Genomic DNA, 21,978 nt, shown 5'->3' with positions numbered 1-21,978 from the left:
AAGCATGCAGGGAATACGCGGTGGCCCGCTCTTCTGGCGGCCTGCAGGCGTATTCGCGCGCAGTGTATGCCCCTGTTTTTTGTGTGACTAATCGACCTTCTTGATGGGCTGATCGATGCCATCTATTGACGCACAAAAAACAGGGTTTTCGGCGACGGGCCCGGCGGTGCTACAGTCGCCTCCTTTTTTGCGCTCGATGAGGTGGAACATGCGTACAGGACTGGCGATCTTCGCCGCGATGCTGCTGGCGGGCTGCGCCTCGTCGGTGATCAACGACGCGCGGTCTGGCCAACCGGACAGGATTTTCAATTCGACCAAAGAAGCAGCCAAGGTCGCCGAGTGCGTGCAGTTCAGCTGGCAGGACGAGGCGGTGTTCGGTGTCGATGCCAGTGGTTACCTGGAGCGGGAGAAGGAGCTGATCGTGGTCTCCACCCGTGGCGCCGAGTTCTTCGCCGATATCGCCGCCGGCGGCGAGGGCAGCGTGGTCAAGTACTACGCCAAGACCAAGGGGCCGCTGGCCCAGCGCCGTATGGCAGCCCTGGCTACCTGTCTCTGAACCGCGGCATATACTGAAGACGCCGCCGGTGCATCAGGCACTGGCGCCACCGCCCCAGGCCGGGCGCGTTGATCTTCCCAGGATGGGGCAAGCGGACTACCCGTTGGAGGTGTCTGATGCGCCAGTATCAACGACTTTTCATGATCGCCTCGCCCAGCCTGCACCATACCCCGGCATTGGAGCGGGCCGTGGCGATCGCCAGGGCCACCGATGCCGCCCTGCACCTTGCCGTGTTCATCGAGGAAGGCGACCTGCTCGGGCGCATGGCCTCGGGCACGGCGCTGCGCCAGTCGATGGAGCAGGACGCCTGGACCTGGCTGCGCGACGAAGCCGCGCAACTGCGCCATGACGGCCTGGAGGTGACCTGCGAGGTGCAGGTCAGCCGCCAGGTGATGAAGGACATGATCGAGCATGTCGAAGAGATGCAGCCAGACCTGGTGATCAAGGATGTCCATCACGAATCAGCCTTGCGCCGGGTATTCCTGACCCCGCCGGACTGGCAGCTGCTGCGCGACTGCGCGGTGCCGCTGCACCTGGTCAGCGATGTGCGCTGCCCGTTGCCGCGGGTGATCATCGCGGCGGTGGACACCCTGCACCCGGACAGCCAGCACACGCGGATCAACGAACGGGTGATCCAGGCAGCCAATGCCATGGCGGTGCAGTGCGATGCCGACGTGCACCTGCTGCATGCCTGGGATGTGGCGCAGACGCGGGTTGCCGATTTCGGCGCCGGGGCGGTGACCATGCCCGGGTTCAATAGCGAGGTGCGGCGTTCGGCGCAACTGGCGTTCGAGCATCTGGCCCAGAGCCACGGGGTGCCGGAGGCCCATCGGCATTTCGTTACCGGTCCGGCCAGCCATGCCATCGCCGAGTATGCGGCGCATCACCGGGCGGACGTGATCGTCATGGGCAGCAGCCAGCGCAAGGGCGCGGAGGGGTTGCTGGGGAGTACCACGGAGCATGTGTTGCAGCACCTGCCGTGCAATGTGCTGGCGGTGCGCGGACAGTAAGGCAGCTCAGGAACTTGTGGGAGCGGGTTTACCCGCGATTGCGATAGTGAATTCACCGACGCAATCGCGGGTGAACCCGCTCCCACAGGGTCCACGTTGCTCTTTAGACCTGTTCTCTGTGCTGGGCAGATTCCCACAGTGATCGGTGTTCACCACCTGACACGCACCCCCAGATTGCCAATCAACCCGTTCAGGTCATTGTCATCCACATCACTGCTGTAGTCGGCACTGACGAACAGCGCCACCTTCGGCGTAACCCTGGCCACCAGCCCCAAGCCCAGCTCCACCGTGGTGGAGTTGCGCCCGCTGCTGATCTTGTCGACCTTGTCCAGCGTCACCGTGTCGGCATTGGAGAAGTCGTACCAGACGTTGGTCCGCACGAACGGTTCGATCGGCATGCCGCTGACCACATAGTGCCCGGACAGCTTCGCCCCGACCCGACCACTCCAGCTCGGCTGCCCGTCATAGGCTTGCAGCTCGTCGGCCTGGGCCTGGTTGGCGGCGAAGTATTGCTGGTTGACCAACTGCGCCTGCGGCTCGATCACCCAGTTCTTGCCCAGGCCGATGGGGAAGCCACCCTCCACCGAGAAGGTCAGCGCATGCCCGTCGCCATCGATGCGCTCGCCACTGGCATTGCGCCCGTTGGCGTCGAAGCGGGTGCCCATGGCCACCGCATCCACATGCCAGCCCTGTTCATGACGCATGCTCCAGTACATGCCGACGCTTTCCCCCTGCAACTGCACGCTGCTGCCCTTGTCGCCCAGTTGCGGACGCCGGCCGTCGAAGCCGCTCTGCAGGTTGCTGTGACCGACGAAGATCCCCGCCCGGTGGGTACTGCCACCGGCCGTTTCTCGGACGAACAGATCGGGACTCAGGCGCAGGTCGTTACCTGGCATCTCCAGGCGTGCCTCGCCCGGCGCCGGGCGTGCCGCCGTGGGGAAGAACTGTGCCCACTGGCTTTGCAGCATCTCCGGCGGCGCCAGTACGTCGCGTTGCGCTCGACGCTCGGAAAAGGCGCCCAGGGTCTCTCGGCCAAGGCCGCTGAAACTCACCGGTTGCAGGGTCAGGGCCGGCACGGCGAAAGCCGTGGCCGGATCCTGGTCGTCGAGGTCGAGTGCTTGCGATTCCACCGGGGTTGCCAGGAGCAGCGACGTGGAAACCGCGAAGAAAAACGATTCAAAGCCCGAAGGGTTCGACAGTTTTTGCATGGCGGATCTCCTCAAAGTAACAGCCAGGGGTTCTGGCCTGATGTCACGGCTCGAGGAGGGGCGACCCAAACCAGCAAGCGAACCCCGTCCCGCGCGGAAAGGCGCGAGCTAGACGCTCGGAATGAGTGCTGGACGGATGTCGCTAAGGTGAAGTCAAGGAGATCGGCAGGGGGGCGTCAAGATTGCGTGAAAAACCCGTGAGGGTTTCGCTATCAGGATCAAGTCGTTGAAATTGAATGTGAATTCAGTCGCCATAGAGAGGTCGGCGATTTAACCCGGTGGCGCTATTCCGAATCATTTTAGAGATGCACCTCGACCGCCAGTGGCAAATGATCGGAAAGATGCGTCCAAGGCTTGCTGCCAAGGATGCGCGGCGCATGGCTGCGGGCATTGCGCAGATAGACCCGGTCCAGGCGCAGCAAGGGCAAACGGGCCGGATAGGTGCGGGCGAGCATGCCATGGTGCTGCTCGAAGGCTTCGTGCAGGTCGGGGTGCTGGTTGAGCAGGCGGTTGCCGCGCAGCTTCCAGTCGTTGAAGTCGCCGGCGATGATTACCGGGGCCCCTGGCGCCAGGCTGTCGAGCAGGCGCTTGAGCAGGCCGAGCTGCTGCTGGCGATGGCTCTCCAGCAGCGACAGGTGTACGCAGATGGCATGCACCTCGGCCTGGCCCGGCACTTCCAGCACGCAATGCAGCAGGCCGCGTCGCTCGGGGCCGGTGATCGACACGTCGAGGTTGCGGTACTGCACGATGGGAAAGCGCGAGAGCAGGGCGTTGCCGTGGTCGCCGTCGGGGTAGACCGCGTTGCGCCCGTAGGCGAAGTCGGTCCACATGCTGTCGGCGAGAAACTCGTACTGCGACACCTGCGGCCAGTCGTCATGCCGGGCCGCATGGCGGTCGTGGCTACCGAGCACTTCCTGGAGGAACACCAGGTCGGCACCGGTGCTGCGCACGGCTTCGCGCAGCTCCGGCAGGATGAAACGGCGGTTCAGCGCGGTGAAGCCCTTGTGGGTGTTGATGGTCAGCACCTTGAGGGCCTTGACCGTTTGCGCCGCAGAGCGCGGGGGCGTCTGCGGGCGCTGGGGTGTCACCTTCACATGGCCTCCTCGTCGCGTTGCAGTTCCAGCAGCAACAGGCTGCGCCCGGTCACCTCGTAGGCGCTGCGGAACTCGTGCTTGCGCGGCTTGCGCCGGTGCGGCTGGTCGGTGTCGACCAGGCAGTTCCAGTACTCGCCCTCGGGCACTTCCGGCAGGGTGAACGGCACGGTGTCGTGGTGGGCGTTGACCACCAGCAGCAAAGTGGCGTCGGCCCCCGGCTTGATAATGCCGCTGACCTGCGCGCGACCGTCCATCAACATGCCCAGGCAGCGGCCCTGGCCGTCCTCCCATTGTTCCACGGTCATCTCGTTGCCATCCGGCGCCAGCCAGGTGACGTCCTTGACGCCGATCGCCTCATTGTAGTCGCCGACCAGGAAGCGGGCGCGGCGCAGGATCGGGTAGGTCCGCCGCAGGCGGGTGAGGCGCTTGACGAAGGCCAGCAGGTCCTTGCCGTCCTCGTCCAGGTCCCAGTTGATCCAGCCGATCTCGCTGTCCTGGCAGTAGGCGTTGTTGTTGCCGTGCTGGGTGCGGCTGAACTCGTCGCCGGCAACGATCATCGGCGTGCCCTGGGCCAGCAGCAGGGTGGCGAACAGGTTGCGCATCTGGCGCAGGCGCAGGGCGTTGATCTCCGGATCGTCGGTCGGGCCCTCGACGCCGTGGTTCCAGGACAGGTTGTTGTTGCTGCCGTCCTGGTTGTTCTCGTCGTTGTCCTCGTTGTGCTTGTCGTTGTACGAGACCAGGTCGCGCAGGGTGAAGCCGTCGTGGGCGGTGATGAAGTTGACCGAAGCGTAGGGGCGCCGGCCGCGGCGGTTGAACAGCTCGCCGGAGGCGGTCATGCGCGCGGCGAAGTCGGCCAGCTGGCCTTCGTCGCCTTTCCAGAAGGCCCGCACAGTGTCGCGGAAACGGTCGTTCCATTCCGCCCAGCCGGGCGCGAAGTTGCCCACCTGGTAGCCGCCGGGGCCGCAGTCCCAGGGCTCGGCGATCAGCTTGACCTGGCGCAGCAGCGGGTCCTGGCGGCAGGCGACGAGGAAGCTGTGGCGCTCGTCGAAGCCTTCGTGATAACGCCCGAGGATGGTCGCCAGGTCGAAGCGGAAGCCGTCCACGTGCATTTCGCCGGCCCAGTAGCGCAGCGAGTCGGTCACCAGTTGCAGCACGCAGGGGTGGCTGAGGTCGAGGGTGTTGCCGGTGCCGGAGTCGTTGATGTAGTAGCGTTTGTCGTCCGGCATCAGGCGATAGTAGGAGGCGTTGTCGATGCCGCGCATTGACAGGGTCGGGCCCAGCTCGTTGCCTTCGGCGGTGTGGTTGTAGACCACGTCGAGGATCACCTCCAGGCCGGCGTCGTGCAGGTGCGCGACCATCTCCTTGAACTCGGCGATCTTGCCCTTGGCCAGGTAGCGCGGATGCGGGGCGAAAAAGGCGATGCTGTTGTAGCCCCAGTAGTTGTTCAGGCCCTTCTGCAGCAGGTGCTGGTCGTTGACGAAGGCGTGGATCGGCAACAGCTCGATGGCGGTGACGCCGAGGTCCTTGATATGCCCGAGCAGTTCGTCGTTCATCAGTCCGGCGAAGGTGCCGCGGGCAGCGTCCGGCACGGCCGGGTGGCGCATGCTGATGCCGCGTACATGGGCCTCGTAGACGATGGTCTTTTCCCAGGGCGTGGCCACGCGCTGGTCGCGGCCCCAGGTGTAGGCCGGGTCGATCACCTTGCACTTGGGCACGAAGGGCGCGCTGTCGCGCTCGTCGAAGCTGAGGTCGCCGTCGGGGTGGCCGATGGTGTAGCCGAACAGCGCCTCCGACCATTTCAGCGTGCCCACCAGTTGCTTGGCGTAGGGATCGATCAGCAGTTTGTTGGGGTTGAAGCGATGGCCGTTGTGCGGTTCGTACGGGCCGTGCACGCGGTAGCCGTAGATCAGCCCGGGATGGGCGTCGGGCAGGTAGCCGTGGAAGATCTCGTCGGTGTATTCCGGCAGCTCGATACGCTCGATCTCGGTCTCGCCACTGGCATCGAACAGGCACAGCTCGACCTTGGTGGCGTTGGCCGAGAAGATCGCGAAGTTCACCCCCAGGCCATCCCAGGTGGCGCCGAGGGGGAAGGGCAGGCCTTCACGGATGCGCGACGGTTCGTGATGCACGGTTTCGGTTGTCTCTTTGCTACGGCTCATTGGTCACCTGGAAAACGCTGGATTTCGGGAACAGTTGCCCGGCGCGGCGGCCCGAAGGCCGCCACGGCGGGTAGAACGATCGAGGGCGCCGGGGGCGTCAGAGCGCGGCGGGTTTCTTCGGCGCGCGGGGTTTCTTCGGCGCCGCCGGCTTGGTCGCCGCGGCCTTGCTGCCGAGGGTCGGCGCCGGTGCGGCCTTTGGCTTGGCCGAGGCCGTGCGCGGTTTGCGCGGGGTGCTGGCCTTCGGTGCCAGCGCCTCGGCTTCAGCCAGCTTGCGCGCCATGTCCCAGTGGCGTTCTTCCTGGCCTTCCGGTTTGCCTTCCGATTCCCAGATCTGATAGGCGAATTCGCGAATGCGTTTTTCCTCGACACTCATGGGTACGCTCCTGGTGACTCGATGTGATCAATGAAGAGATTCACGGGAAACTCTCGCAGCGCGGTGTTCAGCCACAGCTCTCTGTTTTTTGTGACTGCGCGCTGGTCGAAAAGTCCCGTGCAGTTTCCGGGCGAAACGGCGAACGGCAGCAGCACCCGCGTATCGCCCCAGTTCTGTGCCGGGATCAGCGGTTGCGCCTGGTTGCCGAGCAGGGGGCAGGCAAGGCGGGGAAGGATGACGACCGCACGTTGGTCGTCATGCAGGCGGGCGAAGGCCAGCACGCGCTCGGCGTGTTGCCCCTCGACCTGCAGCGGCAGGTAGTCGCCGCGCAGGAACAGTTCCGGGAAGCGCTGGCGCCGCTCCAGCACCTGGCCGATCAGCGCCTGCTTGAGCCGGCCGTCGCGCCAGCTGGCCAGCAGTGCGGCGGCGGGCTGGCTGTCGTCCAGGGCCTGGCGCCGGGCGGCGAAGTCCACCGGGCGGCGGTTGTCCGGGTCGACCAGGCTGAAGTCCCAGAACTCGGCGCCCTGGTACAGGTCGGGCACCCCCGGGGCGGTCATGCGCAACAGGGTCTGCGCCAGGCTGTTCAGCGCGCCGGGGCAGGCCAGGGCATTGGCCGCCTCGGCGATGGAGTGGCGCAGTTGCTGGCACTGGCTGTCCAGCAGGATGGCGTCGAGGAAGGCCGCGCAGGCGTCTTCGTAGGCGCCGTTGGCCGCACTCCAGCTGCTGCGCAGCTTGGCTTCGCGCAGGGCCTTGACCTGCCACTGGCGCAGGCGCTCGGCATAGCTGCGCAGGGCCAGGGTATCGTCCGCGCCCAGGTCCAGCGGCCAGTTGCCGAGCAGGGTCTGGTACAGCATCAGTTCGTCGCCGGGCGAAGGCGCCGGCCCGTCGGCCAGTGCCTGGCGCAGCGGCTCGGCCAGTTCGCGCCAGTGTTCGACGCGGCTGGCGTACCAGTTGGCGCGCTCGCTGAGCACGGCCAGGCGGGCGCGCATGTCTTCGCCGCGCTTGTGGTCGTGGGTGGCGGTGGCCAGGAGGTTGTCCGGGAAGTCCCCCAGGCGCTGCTGGCAGCTGTCGTGGAAGGCTTGCGGCGGGGCACTGAAACGCTCGGCATCGAAGCCGACATCGTTGCGCGACAGCAGCACTGCCGAGCGATAGAACGCGGTGTCTTCCACCGCCTTGGCGGCGGTGGGCGAGGTCAGTTGCTGGAAGCGCACGCAGGCATGGCGCAACTGCTTGCGCGGACGACCGGGCGGCAGGCGTCGCCACGACTCGCCGCCGAGCCAGCGCTGCAGGTAGTCGAGGACCCCGGCGTCGGCGTCGCCAAGGCTGATCCGCGCCTGTTCCAGGGCGTGCTGGAAGAAGGCCTCGTCCTGTTCGGGGCGGCCGCAGGCGTTGATATAGGTGCGGTACACCGGGTAGTGCTCCACCAGCGCCTGCAAGGCGCGGCGGATGGCGCCCAGGGTCAGGTCGCGGCTCATCACGTCGTTGCGCGCCACCTGCAGCAGGGCCTGGGCCACCGACTCGAAATCCCCGGCCAGCGTGCCCTGCAGCACCAGCTGGCGGGCCTGGCGCACCTCGTCGGCGAAGGCCGGACGCTCGCTCAGGTCGTGCCACAGCGCCGCCAGCGCTTCCTCGCCGGCGGGATCGTGCTGCAGCAGCGAGACCTGGTTCATGAACTCGTAGCCGGTGGTGCCGTCCACCTGCCAGTCACGGTGCAGGCGCTCGCCCGCGCCGAGGATCTTCTCGACATAGATCGGCAGGTGCTCCAGTGCCGCGTCCAGGGGCCGTTGCGCGAGCAGGGCGGTGGTCCGCCGGCGCAGCTTGCGGCAGTAGCCGCGCGGGTCGGCGAGGCCGTCGATATGGTCGATGCGCAGGCCGTCCACCAGGCCACGGCCGATCAGCTCGAAGAGCTTGCCGTGGGTGGCCTCGAACACCGCCGGTTTCTCCACCCGCAGGCCGCCCAGTTCGTTGACGTCGAAGAAGCGCCGCCAGTTGATGTCGTCCGCCGCCGTGCGCCAGCTGGCCAGGCGATAGTGCTGGCGTTCGAGCAGGGTGTGCAGGCGTTCGAAACCCTCGGGCTGGCGTGAATTGAAGCCTTCCAGCAGGCGCTCGATGTCCACTGCGTGCTGGGCATGCCGGGCGAAGCTGGCGAGCATTGTGTGCAGCGGCTCGGCGTCGTCGGCGCTGCTGGCGGCGGCGAAGCGCCCGGCCAGTTCGCGCAGGTCGGCGAGCTGGCTGCCGGCGAGGATCAACGCGTAGTCGGGCGGGCTGACGGGGAAGCGGTGTTCATGGTGATGGACGACGAAGCGCCCGCTGTCAGCCTCGAAGCGCAGCGGCGCCTCGCCAGCCTGCAGCACCTTGCCGTAGTCGTCGCCCAGGAACGGCAACAGCAGTTGCCCGCGCAGCAACGGATCGGGGGAGTGCCACTGGATATCGAAGAACTCGGCATAGCGGCTGTTGCGGCCCCAGGCCAGCAGGTCCTGCCACCAGCGGTTGTGCTCGCCGCCCACCGCCATGTGGTTGGAGACGATGTCCAGTAGCAGGCCCATGCCGTGCTGGCGCAGGGCGGCGACCAGGCGCTCAAGCGCCGCCTCGCCGCCCAGCTCCGGGTTGACCCGGGTCGGATCGACCACGTCGTAGCCGTGCATCGAGCCCGGCCGTGCCTGCAGCAGCGGCGAGGCGTAGACGTGGCTGATGCCGAGGCGGGCGAAGTAGGGCACCAGCGGCACCGCATCGTCGAGGGTGAAGCCGGCATGGAATTGCAGGCGCAGGGTGGCGGTCATGGCTTTCATCGGTCGCGCTCCCAGGCCTGTTCACGGGCTTGCGCCAGCAGTTCCAGGCGCCGCGCGGCATCGACATCGTCGAGCAGCTCGCGGGCGGGGGCGGCGAAGCGCCGGCACCAGTTGGGATGGCCGTCGATGGTGCCGGGCAGGTTGGGCTGTTCGTCCACCCCCAGCAGGTCTTCCAGCGGCAGCAGCACCAGTGGCGCGCGGGTGTGGCCGAGCAAGCGCACGCTGGCGTCGATCAGCGCGTCGTTGTCGGGCAGGTCGTGGTGGTAGTTGCTTTCCAGCAATTGGCGCAGTCCCTTGATTTCGCTCTGGCGGGTTTCCCGCCAGTCCCGTTCGGTGATGGCGTCGATCAGTTGCAGGCGCTGGTTCCATTCGATGTCCCGCGCCACCAGCCAGCCGGCCAGCGGCGACAGGTCGTGGGTGCTGCTGGTGGCCAGGGCGCTGTCCGGCCAGTCGAGGATCGGCTTGAAGCGCCCGGGCGGGTCCTGTTCGAACAGCAGCACGCGCATGCCGAGGATGCCCCGCGCCGCGAGTTTTTCCCGCAGGCCCTCGGGCACCGTGCCGAGGTCTTCGCCGAGGATGATCGCGCGATGCCGCACCGATTCCAGGGCCAGCAGGCGCAGCAGGTCGTCCAGCGGGTAGTGCAGGTAGGCGCCGTCGGGGGCGGCAGCGCCGGCGGGGATCAGCCATAGCCGGTACAGGCCCATGACATGGTCGATGCGCAGGCCGCCGGCATGCGCCAGGTTGGCCCGCAGCATCTCGATGAAGGCGCGGAAACCGTTGCGCTTCAGGCCCTGGGGCGAGAAGGCGCTGATGCCCCAGTTCTGCCCGGCGCGGTTGAGGATGTCCGGCGGCGCGCCGACATGCACCTCGGCCAGCAGCTCGTCCTGGCGGCTCCAGGCCTGGCTGCCGGCGCCGTCGGCACCGACGGCGAGGTCGGCGATCAGGCCCAGCGCCATGCCCTGGCCGCGGGCGGCTTGCTGTACCCGCTCCAGGCCGCGGGCCACCAGCCACTGGCAGAAGGCGTAGTACTCGATGGCGGCAGGGTAGTTGTCGGCGAACTGGGCGACCTCGGCGCTGCGCGGGTCGCGCCAGCCATCGAACCAGTTCCGCCAGTCGGCGCTGCTGCCGCGGCTGGTGGCAGCGTCGAGCAGGGCCTCGTAGCGGCAGTGGTCTTCCAGGGCCTGGCCGCCAGCCTTGCGGAAGCTGGTGAAGTCTTCCCGTTGCGGGTGCTCGCCGCGGCTGAAATCCCGGTACAGCGCGCGCAGCAGTTTCTGCTTGGCGGCAGCGGCGTGGGGCCAGTCGATCAGCGGCAGTTGCTCCAGCTCGTCGAAGGGCTGTTCCAGGGCTTCCCGGGCCACCCGCACGGCGCGCTCGCCAAGGAGGATTTCGGGGCTTGCGTAAAGCGCGTTGAAGAACAGCCGGCTGGACGGCGAATAGGGGCTGAAGGTGTGGCTGTCGTTGGCGAACATGGCGTGCATCGGGCTGATCGCCAGGGCGTCGGCACCGCGCTCGGCGGCGCTGCGGGCCAGGGCTTCCAGGGCCAGGCAGTCACCGAAGCCACCGTCGCCGGGGCGGCGCAGGCTGTAGAGCTGGGCGGCGATGCCCCAGCTGCGCGGGGTGGCCTGGTCTTGCGCATCGGCCAGGGTGTAGCAGCGCAGCGGGGCGACCGCCACGGTGAACGCCTGTTCGTTGATGCGCAACTGGTGATAGCCGATTGGCAGGCCCCCCGGCAGCACGCCGCTGCGGTCGAGGCGCAGGGCCTGCTCGCTGCCGTCTTCGAGGGCGGCATGGCACAGGCTGCCGCCATCGAACCAGCGCGACAGGTCCAGGGCCGCATCGACATCCACGGTCAACAGGGGCGGCAGGTGCGCCGCGTCCTCCTGTTCTTCCAGGCGTTCCAGGCTGAGCTCGATGCTCTCGATATCGTCGGCAGGGTGGCCGAGGGCGCCGAGCACCCGGCGCAGGTTTGGCTCGCTGACCTGTTGCGCACGCCCGTTGGCGTCGATCCAGTCCACTGCGACGCCAGCGCGTCGGGCCAGATAATGCAGATGCAGGTCACTCATGGGGCAGGCTCCGCTGCGGAGGTTGGACTCAGGCTGACCACGGCGCTGCTGGGGTGCAGCGTACCGGGTTGATGCACTGCTTCGGTGCAGTTGAATAGCGGTTGATGGGAATCCGGCAGGTGCGTTTGCACCGGGTCCGGACCAAGGTTGAGATCGATGCGCAGCTCGCTGCCGTCGCCCAGTCGCCAGCGCGCGCTGACGGCCTGTTCGCCGATGACGTCGGCGCCCAGGGCGCGGGCGCCGTCCAGGCGCGGCACGATGTGTTGGCGGCGCAGCTCCAGCAGTTGGCGATGGAAGTCTTCCCACTGGCCGCTGTGGGCGTTGCGCCTGGGGCGCGAGTCGAGGAAGGTCTGCAGGGCGTTGGGATCGGGGATCCGCGCCCGCTGCCCGGGATCGGCGAAGGCGGCGAAACCCTTGAATTCGGCGCGGCGGCCTTCGCGCACGGCATCGGCCAGTTCGTCGTGATGGTCGGTGAAGAACAGGAACGGCTGCTCGCTGGCCCATTCGTCACCCATGAACAGCAGCGGGATCATTGGCGACAGCAGCAACAGCGTGGTGGCTGCGCGCAGCGCCTGGGGCGGGCAGAGGGCCGGGAGGCGTTCGCCGAGTGCGCGGTTGCCGGTCTGGTCGTGGTTCTGCAGGAATAGCACGAAGGCGCTGGGCGCCAGGTGCGCGCTGGACTCGCCACGGGGCGTGCCATGGTGGCTGGTCTCGCCCTGGTAGACGAAGCCCTCGCCCAGGCAGCGAGCCAGGCGTGCCGTGGGTTGCTGGAAGTCGGCGTAGTAGCCTTCCTTTTCCCCGGTGAGCATGACGTGCAGGGTGTTGTGGCCGTCGTCGTTCCACTGGCCGTCGAAGGCGCTCTCCAGCAGTTGCGCCTGGTTCGCTTCGTTTTCCAGTACCAGCCAGCAATGGCGCTGCTCGCCGATGTGCTGGCGCACGGCGCCGGACAGTGCACGGAGAAAGTCCGGGTCGTCGATGGCATGCACCGCGTCGAGGCGCAGGCCGTCGAAGCGGTAGTCGCTGAGCCACATCAGGGCGTTTTCGATGAAGAAGTCCCGCACTTCGCTGCGGCGGAAGTCGATGGCCGCACCCCATGGGGTCTGCCGGTCCTCGCGGAAGAAGCGCCCGGCATAGCGGTGCAGGTAGTTGCCGTCGGGGCCGAAGTGGTTGTAGACCACGTCGAGCAGCACCATCAGGCCCAGGCCGTGGGCCTGGTCGATCAGCGCCATCAGCTCGTCCGGGGTGCCATAGCTGTTCTGCGGGGCGAACGGCAACACGCCGTCATAGCCCCAGTTGCGCTCTCCGGGAAACTGGTTGATCGGCATCAGCTCGATGGCGGTGATGCCCAGTTCGGCCAGGCGCGGCAGTTCGCGCATGACCCCGGCATAACCGCCGAGCAGGCCGACGTGCAGTTCCTGGATCACCGCCTCGCGCCAGGGGCGGCCGCGCCAGTGCGCGTTGCGCCAGTGATAGCGCTGCGGCGCCAGCACCTGGCTCGGGCCGTGCACGCCCTGGGGCTGGAAGCGCGAGGCCGGGTCGGGCACCGACAGCTCGCCATCGATGCGGTAGCGATACAGGGCGCCAAGGGGACAGCGCCGGTTCAGGCGGAACCAGCCATCGGCCTCGGGGGCCATGGCGAAGGAGGCGCCGTCCAGTTCGAGTTCGACGCTGCGGGCATCCGGTGCCCACAACGCGAAGCGGGTGCGCTGGCCATCTTCCACCAGCGCCCCGTGGCTGAAACGCAGGGGCAGTGCCGCCATGGCTCACCCCCGCTGGCACGTGGCGCGTTCGACCAATTCCTCGTACAGCCGGGCGTAGGGTTCCACCGCCTGGCACCAGTTGAAGGGTTGGGTCATGGCCAGGCAGCGCATGGCGTTGAGCAGGTCCTTCTTGCCGTAGACATAGAAGGCCCGGTGCAGCGCTTCGCGGTAGCTGTCGACGGTGGATTCGTCGAAGAGGAAGCCGGTGACACCGTTCTCGATGGTGTCGGCCAGGCCGCCGGTGTTGCGCGCCACCGGCAGCGAGCCGAAGCGCTGCGCGTACATCTGGCTGAGCCCGCAGGGCTCGTAGCGCGACGGCATGAGCAGGAAGTCGCTGCCGGCGAACATGCGCCGGGCGTCGGTTTCGTTGAAGCCGATGCGCACGCCGATCCTGCCCGGATGGCGCAGGGCGAGGTCGCGCATGGCCTGTTCTTCCTCCGGCTCGCCGCGTCCGATCACGCAGATCTGCCCGCCTTGCTCGACGATGTAGTCGGCCACCCCCAGGGTCAGGTCCAGGCCTTTCTGGTAGACCAGCCGCGACACCACGGCGAACAGCGGTCCGCTGGACGCTTCCAGGCCGAACAGGGCGCGTACCTCGGCGGCGTTGGCGGCCTTGCCGTCCCAGTCGTTGAGGCCGAAACGGTGTTGCAGGTGGCTGTCGGTGGCCGAGTTCCAGCTCTCGTCGATGCCGTTCGGGATGCCGCTCAACAGGCCCTGCTGGGCCTTGCTGTCGAGGAAGCCATCGAGGCCGCAGCCGAACGCCGGGGTGGTGATCTCGCGGGCGTAGGTGGCGCTGACCGTGGTGATGTGGCTGGAGTAGGCAAGGCCGGCCTTGAGGAACGACAGCTTGCCGTAGAACTCCATGCCTTCCTGTTGCTGGGCGTGGTCGGGGATCGCCAGTTCCGGGCAGCAGGCGCGGCTGACCACGCCCTGGTAGGCGAGGTTGTGGATGGTGAACAGGGTCGGCGTACTCAGGCCGCGCCAGTGCATGTAGGCCGGGGCCAGGCCGGCGGGCCAGTCGTGGGCGTGGATCAGGTCCGGGGTCCAGTGCACCATGCCTTCGCCGGCGGCGATCTCCGCGGCGGCCAGGCCCAGGCGGGCGAAGCGGATATGGTTGTCGGGCCAGTCGCGGCCATTGTTGGCGCCGTAGGGCGTGCCTTCGCGCTGGTACAGCTCGGGGCAGATCAGCACATAGATGACCAGGCCGTCGGGGAGGTCCATGCGCCCGATCTGGCAGGGCGGCAGGGCGGCATGGCCGCCGAGTTCGCCGACCACGTGGATGGGGTTGTCGCTGTCCATCACCTGCGGGTAGCCGGGAATCAGCACGCGCACGTCGTGCAGGTGGCGCAGGGCCCGCGGCAGGGCGGCGGAAACGTCGCCAAGGCCGCCGGTCTTGACCAGGTCGGCGATTTCCGAAGTGACGAACAAGACTTTGCGTTTGTGCCGGTTCTGCCTGTTATCGCCGACGAAGCCGCGGCCGGTACTGACGATATCGCTGCCCACGGGGGCGCTGTTGTCTGGATTGAAATGCTCGAAATGCGGTTCGACAGCGGCACTGATCATTTACTTCTCTCCGTCCCTTGTTCTTTGGGCGATGCGCCCGAATTGCGATGCCTGTTCGTTGTTCTCTCTTCTGTTCGGTGTTGCGTCCCGGTCACTCGTGCAAGCGCTGCGCCAGCCGGCGCTCCTGCCGCTGACGAGGTGACGAAGTGTAGGGATGGGCGGGCCGCGCCCGGGAATGCCGGAAACGATGACCTACTTGAATTCCTGACTGGCCGGGTTCGCGGAAGGTTCAAAGTTTTTCGCCGAGTGCTTCCGGGCGGAACCAGGCAGGATTCTGGAGTGTAGGAGAGGAAGGAATAAAAGGGTGACCCGTTGGTCACATTTCAGTCTGAAGACAATCACGGTGCCGCGATGGCGTGTCGGCGGGGGCATGGGTATCTACACATCTTTTGCTCTGTGGTGCTGGTGTTGCGAGCATATCCGGTCGCGGTGGTGACACCACCGACGCCTTCCGCCTTTACGGCGGCTTACTTTTTCCAAGAAAAAAGTAAGCCGCCGTAAAGGCGGAAGGGGCCGGCAGAGTCGCCGCAGGCAATGGATAAGCTCGCAGCACCAGCACCAGCACCTCAAAGCGAAAAAGATGTGTAGATACCCATGCCGGCGCGCGGCAAGCCATCGGCCGGCGAAGGAGGAGGGTCAGCCGAGGATCGTGTGCATCTTTTCCCGCAGTTGGTCGATGCTGAACGGCTTGCTGATCATGTGCATGCCCTCGGGCACGTCGAGGGTCTGCCCGTAGCCGCTGGCGAACAGGATCGGCAGCAGCGGACGCAACTCGCGGGTCTGCCGGGCCAGCTCCTTGCCGTCCATCCCCGGCAGGCCGACGTCGGTCAGCATCAGGGCGAAATGCTCCTCGGGGTCGCCCAGCAGTTGCAGGGCCTGTTCGGCGTCCTCGGCTTCCTTGACCTCGTATCCCAGTTCTTCAAGGACGTCGACCATGAGCATGCGCACGATGTTGTCGTCTTCGACGACCAGAAGCGGGGAGGTGGCGGGCATGGGTGACTCCTGCGGCAATGATATGTACTAGCTCTGTAAGCAGCGTGCCGGCGGAAGTTCCCCCGGCGAGCATGCGTGCAGCATAGCGGGCCGCGATAATGCACGGAACGAATGCGCACGTCATGCCTCAAATACTGGCTTTGTGCCCTGTCGGAAGCCGCGAAGACGGATAGACTGTGAGCACAGCGCCGTTCCGCCGGGCTTCCAGAGAACCCGGGCGGAACCACGAACCCAGAAAAACAACTGCCACTCTGCCGCACGGACCAACAGATGAATCAGTCAACTATCGATCAGCAGCGCTTCCAGAAGCTGCTGGTACGCAACGTCAGCCTGCCCCTGGGAGTGGGGCTGCTGAGCGCCGTGGTATTCATCGCGGTGATTGCGTACCTGCTTTCGGTGATCCAGTGGGTCGGGCATACCGACCGGGTGATCAACAACGCCAATGAGTCGCTCAAGCTTTCCATCGACAAGGAAACCGGCATGCGCGGCTACCTGCTCACCGGCGAAGAGCATTTCCTCGACCCCTACGAGCTGGCCCGACCGCGAATCCAGGCGCAGATGCAGACCCTGCGCGAGCTGGTGGCCGACAACCCGGTACAGATCGACCGGCTGAAACGCCTGGACGCCTTGCAGGCCGAGTGGAACGACTTCGCCGGGGACATGATCGAGCTGCGCCGCAACGGCGGCAACTACAGCTCGGACATCCAGGCTGGCCGCGGCAAGCGTGTTACCGACCAGATCCGCAAGGAGTACGAGGAATTCATTACCCTGGAGCAGCAACTGCGGGAGAGACGCAACGAGCAGGTGAGCACCACCACCTGGGTGTCGATCTCCCTGTACCTGTTGTTCGTCATCGTCGTCAGCGGCCTGCTCGCCTGGATCGGCCGGCGCGACCTGCTCAACCTGTCGCGCAGCTACCAGGCCAATATCGACGCGCAGCAGCGCGCCAGCGAGGGCCTGCAGCAGCAAGCCTGGATCCGCACCGGGCAGAGCCAGCTGGCCGAGCGGGTGCTGGGCCAGCAGACCCTGCCGACCCTGGGCCACAACATCCTGCAGTTCTTCTCCAATTACCTCGGCAGCGTGGTGGCGGCGCTCTACGTGCGCGACGAACAGGACAACCTGCACCGGGTCGCCAGCTATGGCTTCTCCCGCGAGCAGGAAGCCCGCGACCAGGTGGTCGGGCCGAACGAGGGCCTGGTGGGCCAGGTCCTGGTGCAGAACCGCCTGCTGGCGCTGGAGGAGGTGCCTGAGGATTACTTCAAGGTCAGTTCCGGCCTCGGCGAGGGCCTGCCGCGCAGCGTGATGCTGATGCCGGCGACCAACGACGGGCAGATCAACGGGGTTCTCGAACTGGGCTTCCTGCGGCCGTTGAGCCCGCGTGACAGCGAGCTGCTGGAGCGGGTTGCGGGCAACCTCGGCACCTCCATCGAGAGCGCACGCTACCGCCAGCGCCTGCAGGAAGTGCTGGCGCAGACCCAGCAGCTCAACGAAGAACTGCAGGTCCAGCAGGAAGAGCTGAAGACCGCCAACGAGGAACTGGAAGAGCAGTCGCGGGTGCTCAAGGAGTCCCAGGCACACCTGGAAACCCAGCGCGCGGAGCTGGAACAGACCAACGAGCAACTGGCCGAGCGCACCGAGGCCCTGGCTTCGCAGCGCGATGCCCTGGATGTGAAGAACACCGAACTGAACGACGCCCAGGTGCAGTTGCAGGAGCGCGCCGAGGAACTGCAACGCTCCAGCAAATACAAGTCGGAATTCCTCGCCAACATGTCCCATGAGCTGCGCACGCCGCTGAACAGTTCGCTGATCCTGGCCAAGCTGCTGGCGGAAAACCCGCAGGAAAACCTCAGCGACGAGCAGGTGAAGTTCGCCGAGTCGATCTATTCCGCCGGCAACGACCTGCTCAACCTGATCAACGACATCCTCGACATTGCCAAGGTCGAGGCCGGCAAGCTCGACGTGCGTGCCGAAACCACCCACGTCTCGCGTCTGGCCGATGGCCTGCGGGCGATGTTCGAGCCGCTGGCGGCGCACAAGGGCCTGGACTTCGAGGTCATCGTCGAGCCCCATGCGCCGGCGACCCTGTACACCGACCGCCAGCGCCTGGAGCAGATCCTCAAGAACCTGCTGTCCAACGCGGTGAAGTTCACCGAGCACGGCCAGGTCCGCCTGACCGTGGACCATCAGCCCGGCGTCGGCATGCTGTTCCATGTGCAGGACAGCGGCATCGGCATCGCCGCCGACCAGCAGCAGACCATCTTCGAGGCCTTCCACCAGGCCGACGGCACCACCAACCGCCGCTACGGCGGCACCGGCCTGGGCCTGTCGATCTCCCGCGACCTGGCGCGCCTGCTCGGCGGGCAGATCCAGGTGCAGAGCACGCCAGGCCAGGGCAGCGTGTTCAGCCTGACCCTGCCGGAGGCCTACGAGCCTATCGTCGACCAGCCGCCGCAGGCGCCGCTCAACCGGCCGCAACCATTGCCGCTGCCGCGCATCGCCCCGCGGGTGCAACCGCAAGCGGTCGAGGACGCGCCGGTGCCCCTGCCTGCCCGGCGTCCGGCCTTCGAGGACGACCGCCAGAAAGCACCCTTCAGCAACCGCTGCATCCTGGTGATCGAGGACGAACCGAACTTCGCCCGCATCCTCTTCGACCTGGCCCACGAGCTGGGCTACAACTGCCTGGTGGCCCACGCCGCCGACGACGGTTTCGAGCTGGCCGAGCGCTTCGTGCCCGACGCCATCCTGCTGGACATGCGCCTGCCCGACCACTCCGGCCTGACCGTGCTGCAACGCCTCAAGGAGCAGACCACCACCCGGCATATCCCGGTGCACGTGATCTCGGTCGAGGACCGCATCGAGACCGCCCTGCACATGGGCGCGGTGGGCTACGTGGTCAAGCCCACCAGCCGCGACGAGCTGAAGTCGGTGTTCGCCCGTCTCGAAGAGAAGCTGACGCAGAAGCTCAAGCACATCCTGCTGGTGGAGGACGACGACCTGCAGCGCGAGAGCATCGCCCGCCTGATCGGCGACGACGACGTGCAGATCACCGCGGTGGGTACGGCGCAGCAGGCCCTGGAACTGCTCAAGGCGCATGTCTACGACTGCATGGTGATCGACTTCAAGCTGCCGGACATGCCCGGCAACGAGCTGCTCAAGCGCATGACCGTCGACGAGATCCAGTCCTTCCCGCCGGTGATCGTCTACACCGGGCGCAACCTGAGCCGCGACGAAGAGGCCGAGCTGCTCAAGTATTCCCGCTCGATCATCATCAAGGGCGCACGCTCGCCCGAGCGCCTGCTGGACGAAGTGACACTGTTCCTGCACAAAGTCGAATCGACGCTGTCCCATGAAAGGCAGCGCATGCTCAGGACCGCGCGCAGCCGCGACAAGGTCTTCGAGGGGCGCAAGATCCTCCTGGTGGACGACGATGTGCGCAACATCTTCGCCCTGACCAGTGCCCTGGAGCACAAGGGCGCCCTGGTGGAAATCGCGCGCAATGGCCGTGAATCCATCGAGCGCCTGGAGGAGGGGGGCGATATCGACCTGGTGCTGATGGACGTGATGATGCCGGAGATGGATGGCTTCGAGGCGACCCGCCTGATCCGCAAGGATCCGCGCTGGCGCAAGCTGCCGATCATCGCCGTCACCGCCAAGGCGATGAAGGACGATCAGGAGCGCTGCCTGCAGGCCGGGGCCAATGACTACCTGGCCAAGCCGATCGATCTCGACCGGCTGTTCTCCCTGATCCGCGTATGGCTGCCACAACTGGAGCGAATTTGACTAGCGAGCGTAATACCGACATCGAGATCCGATTGCTGATCGAGGCCATCTACCTCAAGTACAGCTACGATTTCCGCGACTACTCCGGCGCTTCCATCAAGCGCCGGATCCTGCATGCCGTGCGCCAGTTCGAGTGCGCGACCATCACTGCGCTGCAGGAGCGGGTGCTGCACGACCCGGGCATGTTCAGCCAGTTGCTGCAGTACCTGACCATCCCGGTCAGCGAGATGTTTCGCGACCCCAGCCACTTCCTCGCGCTGCGTCGCGAGGTGGTGCCGCACCTGAAGACCTGGCCGTCGATCAAGATCTGGATCGCCGGCTGCAGCACTGGTGAAGAGGTGTATTCCATGGCCATCCTGCTGCGCGAGGAAGGCCTGCTGGAGCGCACCATCATCTACGCCACTGACATCAACCCCAACTCGCTGGAAAAGGCCAAGCAGGGCATCTACTCGATGCAGGCGATGCGCGAGTACGAGCGCAACTACACCGCCGCCGGCGGCACCCGGGACTTCAGCGACTACTACACCTGCGCCTATGGCAACGCCATCCTCGACGGCAGCCTGCGCGACAACGTGACCTTCGCCGACCACAGCCTGGCCACCGACAGCGTGTTCTCCGAGGTGCAACTGGTGTCGTGCCGCAACGTGCTGATCTACTTCAACAAGGACCTGCAGGACCGCTCCTTCGGGCTGTTCCACGAGTCGCTGTGCCATCGCGGCTTCCTCGTGCTGGGCAGCAAGGAAACCCTGGATTTCTCCGCCTACGCCAACCGCTTCGAGGCGCTGGTCAAGTCTGAACGGATCTACCGCAAGCTATGAAGCGCATCGAAGCGATCGTCATGGGCGCCTCGGCCGGCGGCGTCAGCGCGCTGCTCTCGGTGATGGGCTGCCTGCCCAGAACGTTCGCCATCCCGTTGATCAGCGTGCTGCACCTGCCGGACAACCACGACAGCCAGCTGGCCGAGGTTTTCGCCCGCCGCCTGCGGCGCCCGGTGCGCGAGGCGCGGGACAAGGAAAGCATCGAGCCGGGGATGATCTACGTGGCCGGGCCCGGTTATCACCTGTCGGTGGAGCGCGATCGCAGCCTGTCCCTGAGCCAGGAGGAGCGGGTGCACTTCTCCCGGCCTTCGATCGACATCCTCTTCGAGTCCGCCGCCGACGCCTACGGCCCGGCCCTGGCCGGGGTGCTGCTGACCGGGGCCAACGAAGATGGTGCCGCCGGCCTGGCACGAATCAGCCAGCTGGGTGGTCTGAGCATCGTCCAGGACCCGGCCCAGGCCCAGGTCTCGGCCATGCCGGCCGCCGCGCTGGCCCTGCACCGTCCCGACCATGTACTCCCTTTGAATGGCATCGGGCATTTGCTCGCCAAGCTGGAATCACACGAATGTTGAGCCACATCCAAGCCAAGCTGCTGATCGTCGACGATCTCCCGGAGAACCTGCTGGCGCTCGAAGCGCTGATCAAGGGTGACGACCGCGCGGTGTACCAGGCGGGCTCCGCCGACCAGGCCCTGTCGCTGCTGTTGGAGCACGAATTCGCCCTGGCCATCCTCGACGTGCAGATGCCCGGCATGAACGGTTTCGAACTGGCCGAGCTGATGCGCGGCACGGAGAAGACCAAGCACATCCCCATCGTCTTCGTCAGTGCCGCGGCGCGGGAGATGAACTATGCCTTCAAGGGCTACGAAAGCGGCGCGGTGGACTTCCTGCACAAGCCGCTCGACACCCATGCGGTGAAGAGCAAGGTCACGGTGTTCGTCGAGCTGTACCGCCAGCGCAAGGCCCTCGACCGCCAGCTGCAGGAACTGGAGCGCAGCCAGCGCGAGCAGCAGCAATTGCTGGAACAGTTGCAGGTGGCCCGCGCCGACCTGGAGCGCGCGGTACGCATGCGCGATGACTTCATGTCCATCGTCTCCCATGAGGTGCGCACGCCGCTCAACGGCCTGATCCTGGAAACCCAGCTGCGCAAGCTGCACCTGGCCAAGGACAACGCCGATGCCTTCACCCTGGACAAGATGCGCGCGATGGTCGAGCGCGACGAGCGCCAGATCAACAGCCTCATCCGCCTGATCGAAGACATGCTCGACGTCTCGCGGATCCGCACCGGCAAGCTGTCCATCAGCCCGTCGCGCTTCGACCTGTCGCAGCTGGTCGGCCGCCTGGTGGAGAACTTTGCCGCCCAGGCCGCGGCGGCCGGTTCGCGCATCGAGCTGGAGTGCAGCGCCGAGGTGGAAGGTTTCTGGGACGAGTTCCGCATCGAGCAGGTGATCGCCAACCTGCTGAGCAACGCCCTGCGCTACGGGCGCAAGCAGCCGGTGCAGGTGCGGGTGCTGGAGCAGGACGGCATGGCCTGCGTCGAAGTGCGCGACCAGGGCATTGGCATCAGCCCGGAAAACCAGCAGCGCATCTTCCAGCAGTTCGAGCGGGTGGCGTCGAACCATAGCGTCGCCGGCCTCGGCCTGGGCCTGTACATCTCCGAGCAGATCGCCCTGGCCCACGGCGGGCGCATCAGCGTGGCCAGCGCCGAAGGCGAGGGCGCCACCTTCCGCGTGCACCTGCCGCTGGTATGCGATATGCATGAAAGCAATGAAAGTGGTCGCCCGCAGGCAACCTCTGTGTAACCCCGGGGTCG

At 66.4% G+C, this 21,978-nt stretch carries 15 protein-coding genes; 6 read left to right on the top strand and 9 right to left on the bottom strand.

All coding sequences use genetic code 11. The features are described from left to right. Positions 1-208: 208 nt before the first annotated feature. The gene (locus V0R59_RS21885) at positions 209-556 is read left to right on the top strand and encodes a hypothetical protein (RefSeq protein ID WP_330076563.1); all 348 of its coding nucleotides are present in this window, start codon (positions 209-211) and stop codon (positions 554-556) included. 116 nt (positions 557-672) lie between these two features. Next, positions 673-1,566 carry a universal stress protein gene (locus tag V0R59_RS21880; RefSeq protein WP_330076564.1) on the top strand — a complete coding sequence of 298 codons (894 nt, stop codon included), beginning with the start codon at positions 673-675 and terminating at the stop codon, positions 1,564-1,566. 149 nt (positions 1,567-1,715) lie between these two features. Here the strand turns inward: V0R59_RS21880 and V0R59_RS21875 are convergent, their stop codons facing one another. From V0R59_RS21875 to V0R59_RS21835, 9 genes are all read right to left on the bottom strand, one after another. Next, positions 1,716-2,774 (bottom strand): autotransporter outer membrane beta-barrel domain-containing protein, encoded by a 1,059-nt coding sequence (locus tag V0R59_RS21875; protein ID WP_330076565.1) that lies wholly within the window; start codon positions 2,772-2,774, stop codon positions 1,716-1,718. A gap of 299 nt (positions 2,775-3,073) precedes the next feature. Next, positions 3,074-3,862, bottom strand: coding sequence for an endonuclease/exonuclease/phosphatase family protein (locus tag V0R59_RS21870; protein ID WP_330076596.1), 789 nt, complete (start codon positions 3,860-3,862; stop codon positions 3,074-3,076). 2 nt (positions 3,863-3,864) lie between these two features. After that, positions 3,865-6,027 (bottom strand): glycogen debranching protein GlgX, encoded by a 2,163-nt coding sequence (gene glgX / locus V0R59_RS21865; protein ID WP_330076566.1) that lies wholly within the window; start codon positions 6,025-6,027, stop codon positions 3,865-3,867. A gap of 97 nt (positions 6,028-6,124) precedes the next feature. Next, entirely contained in the window at positions 6,125-6,400 is a 276-nt protein-coding gene (locus V0R59_RS21860) for a DUF2934 domain-containing protein (RefSeq protein ID WP_330076567.1), read from the bottom strand. Beyond that, positions 6,397-9,189: a malto-oligosyltrehalose synthase gene (locus tag V0R59_RS21855; RefSeq protein ID WP_330076568.1), complete on the bottom strand. Its 2,793-nt coding sequence runs from the start codon at positions 9,187-9,189 to the stop codon at positions 6,397-6,399. The genes V0R59_RS21860 and V0R59_RS21855 overlap by 4 nt, the downstream gene beginning before the upstream one ends. Further along, entirely contained in the window at positions 9,186-11,252 is a 2,067-nt protein-coding gene (gene malQ / locus V0R59_RS21850; RefSeq protein WP_330076569.1) for a 4-alpha-glucanotransferase, read from the bottom strand. The genes V0R59_RS21855 and malQ overlap by 4 nt, the downstream gene beginning before the upstream one ends. Further along, positions 11,249-13,012 carry a malto-oligosyltrehalose trehalohydrolase gene (gene treZ, locus V0R59_RS21845; protein ID WP_330076570.1) on the bottom strand — a complete coding sequence of 588 codons (1,764 nt, stop codon included), beginning with the start codon at positions 13,010-13,012 and terminating at the stop codon, positions 11,249-11,251. Before treZ ends, malQ begins: the two co-directional genes overlap by 4 nt. Before the next feature lie 3 nt (positions 13,013-13,015). Next, positions 13,016-14,575 carry a glycogen synthase GlgA gene (gene glgA / locus V0R59_RS21840; RefSeq protein WP_330076571.1) on the bottom strand — a complete coding sequence of 520 codons (1,560 nt, stop codon included), beginning with the start codon at positions 14,573-14,575 and terminating at the stop codon, positions 13,016-13,018. 636 nt (positions 14,576-15,211) lie between these two features. Next, on the bottom strand, positions 15,212-15,568 hold the full coding sequence (locus V0R59_RS21835) for a response regulator (RefSeq protein WP_330076572.1): 357 nt from the start codon (positions 15,566-15,568) through the stop codon (positions 15,212-15,214). A gap of 270 nt (positions 15,569-15,838) precedes the next feature. Between V0R59_RS21835 and V0R59_RS21830 the strand changes: the two genes are divergently transcribed. From V0R59_RS21830 to V0R59_RS21815, 4 genes are read left to right on the top strand one after another with little or no spacing between them, the layout of a single operon-like run. Continuing rightward, positions 15,839-19,348, top strand: a complete 3,510-nt coding sequence (locus V0R59_RS21830) for a response regulator (protein WP_330076573.1) — start codon at positions 15,839-15,841, stop codon at positions 19,346-19,348. Further along, entirely contained in the window at positions 19,345-20,166 is an 822-nt protein-coding gene (locus tag V0R59_RS21825) for a CheR family methyltransferase (RefSeq protein WP_330076574.1), read from the top strand. Before V0R59_RS21830 ends, V0R59_RS21825 begins: the two co-directional genes overlap by 4 nt. After that, positions 20,163-20,738: a chemotaxis protein CheB gene (locus V0R59_RS21820; RefSeq protein ID WP_330076575.1), complete on the top strand. Its 576-nt coding sequence runs from the start codon at positions 20,163-20,165 to the stop codon at positions 20,736-20,738. Before V0R59_RS21825 ends, V0R59_RS21820 begins: the two co-directional genes overlap by 4 nt. Continuing rightward, positions 20,732-21,967 (top strand): hybrid sensor histidine kinase/response regulator, encoded by a 1,236-nt coding sequence (locus V0R59_RS21815; RefSeq protein WP_330076576.1) that lies wholly within the window; start codon positions 20,732-20,734, stop codon positions 21,965-21,967. Before V0R59_RS21820 ends, V0R59_RS21815 begins: the two co-directional genes overlap by 7 nt. The last annotated feature ends 11 nt before the right edge of the window (positions 21,968-21,978 follow it).

It is taken from the genome of Pseudomonas ulcerans (assembly GCF_036324125.1).
Lineage (GTDB): Bacteria > Pseudomonadota > Gammaproteobacteria > Pseudomonadales > Pseudomonadaceae > Aquipseudomonas > Aquipseudomonas ulcerans.
Note: the sequence above shows the minus strand (reverse complement) of the source record. Positions and strands in the feature narration are given on the sequence as shown.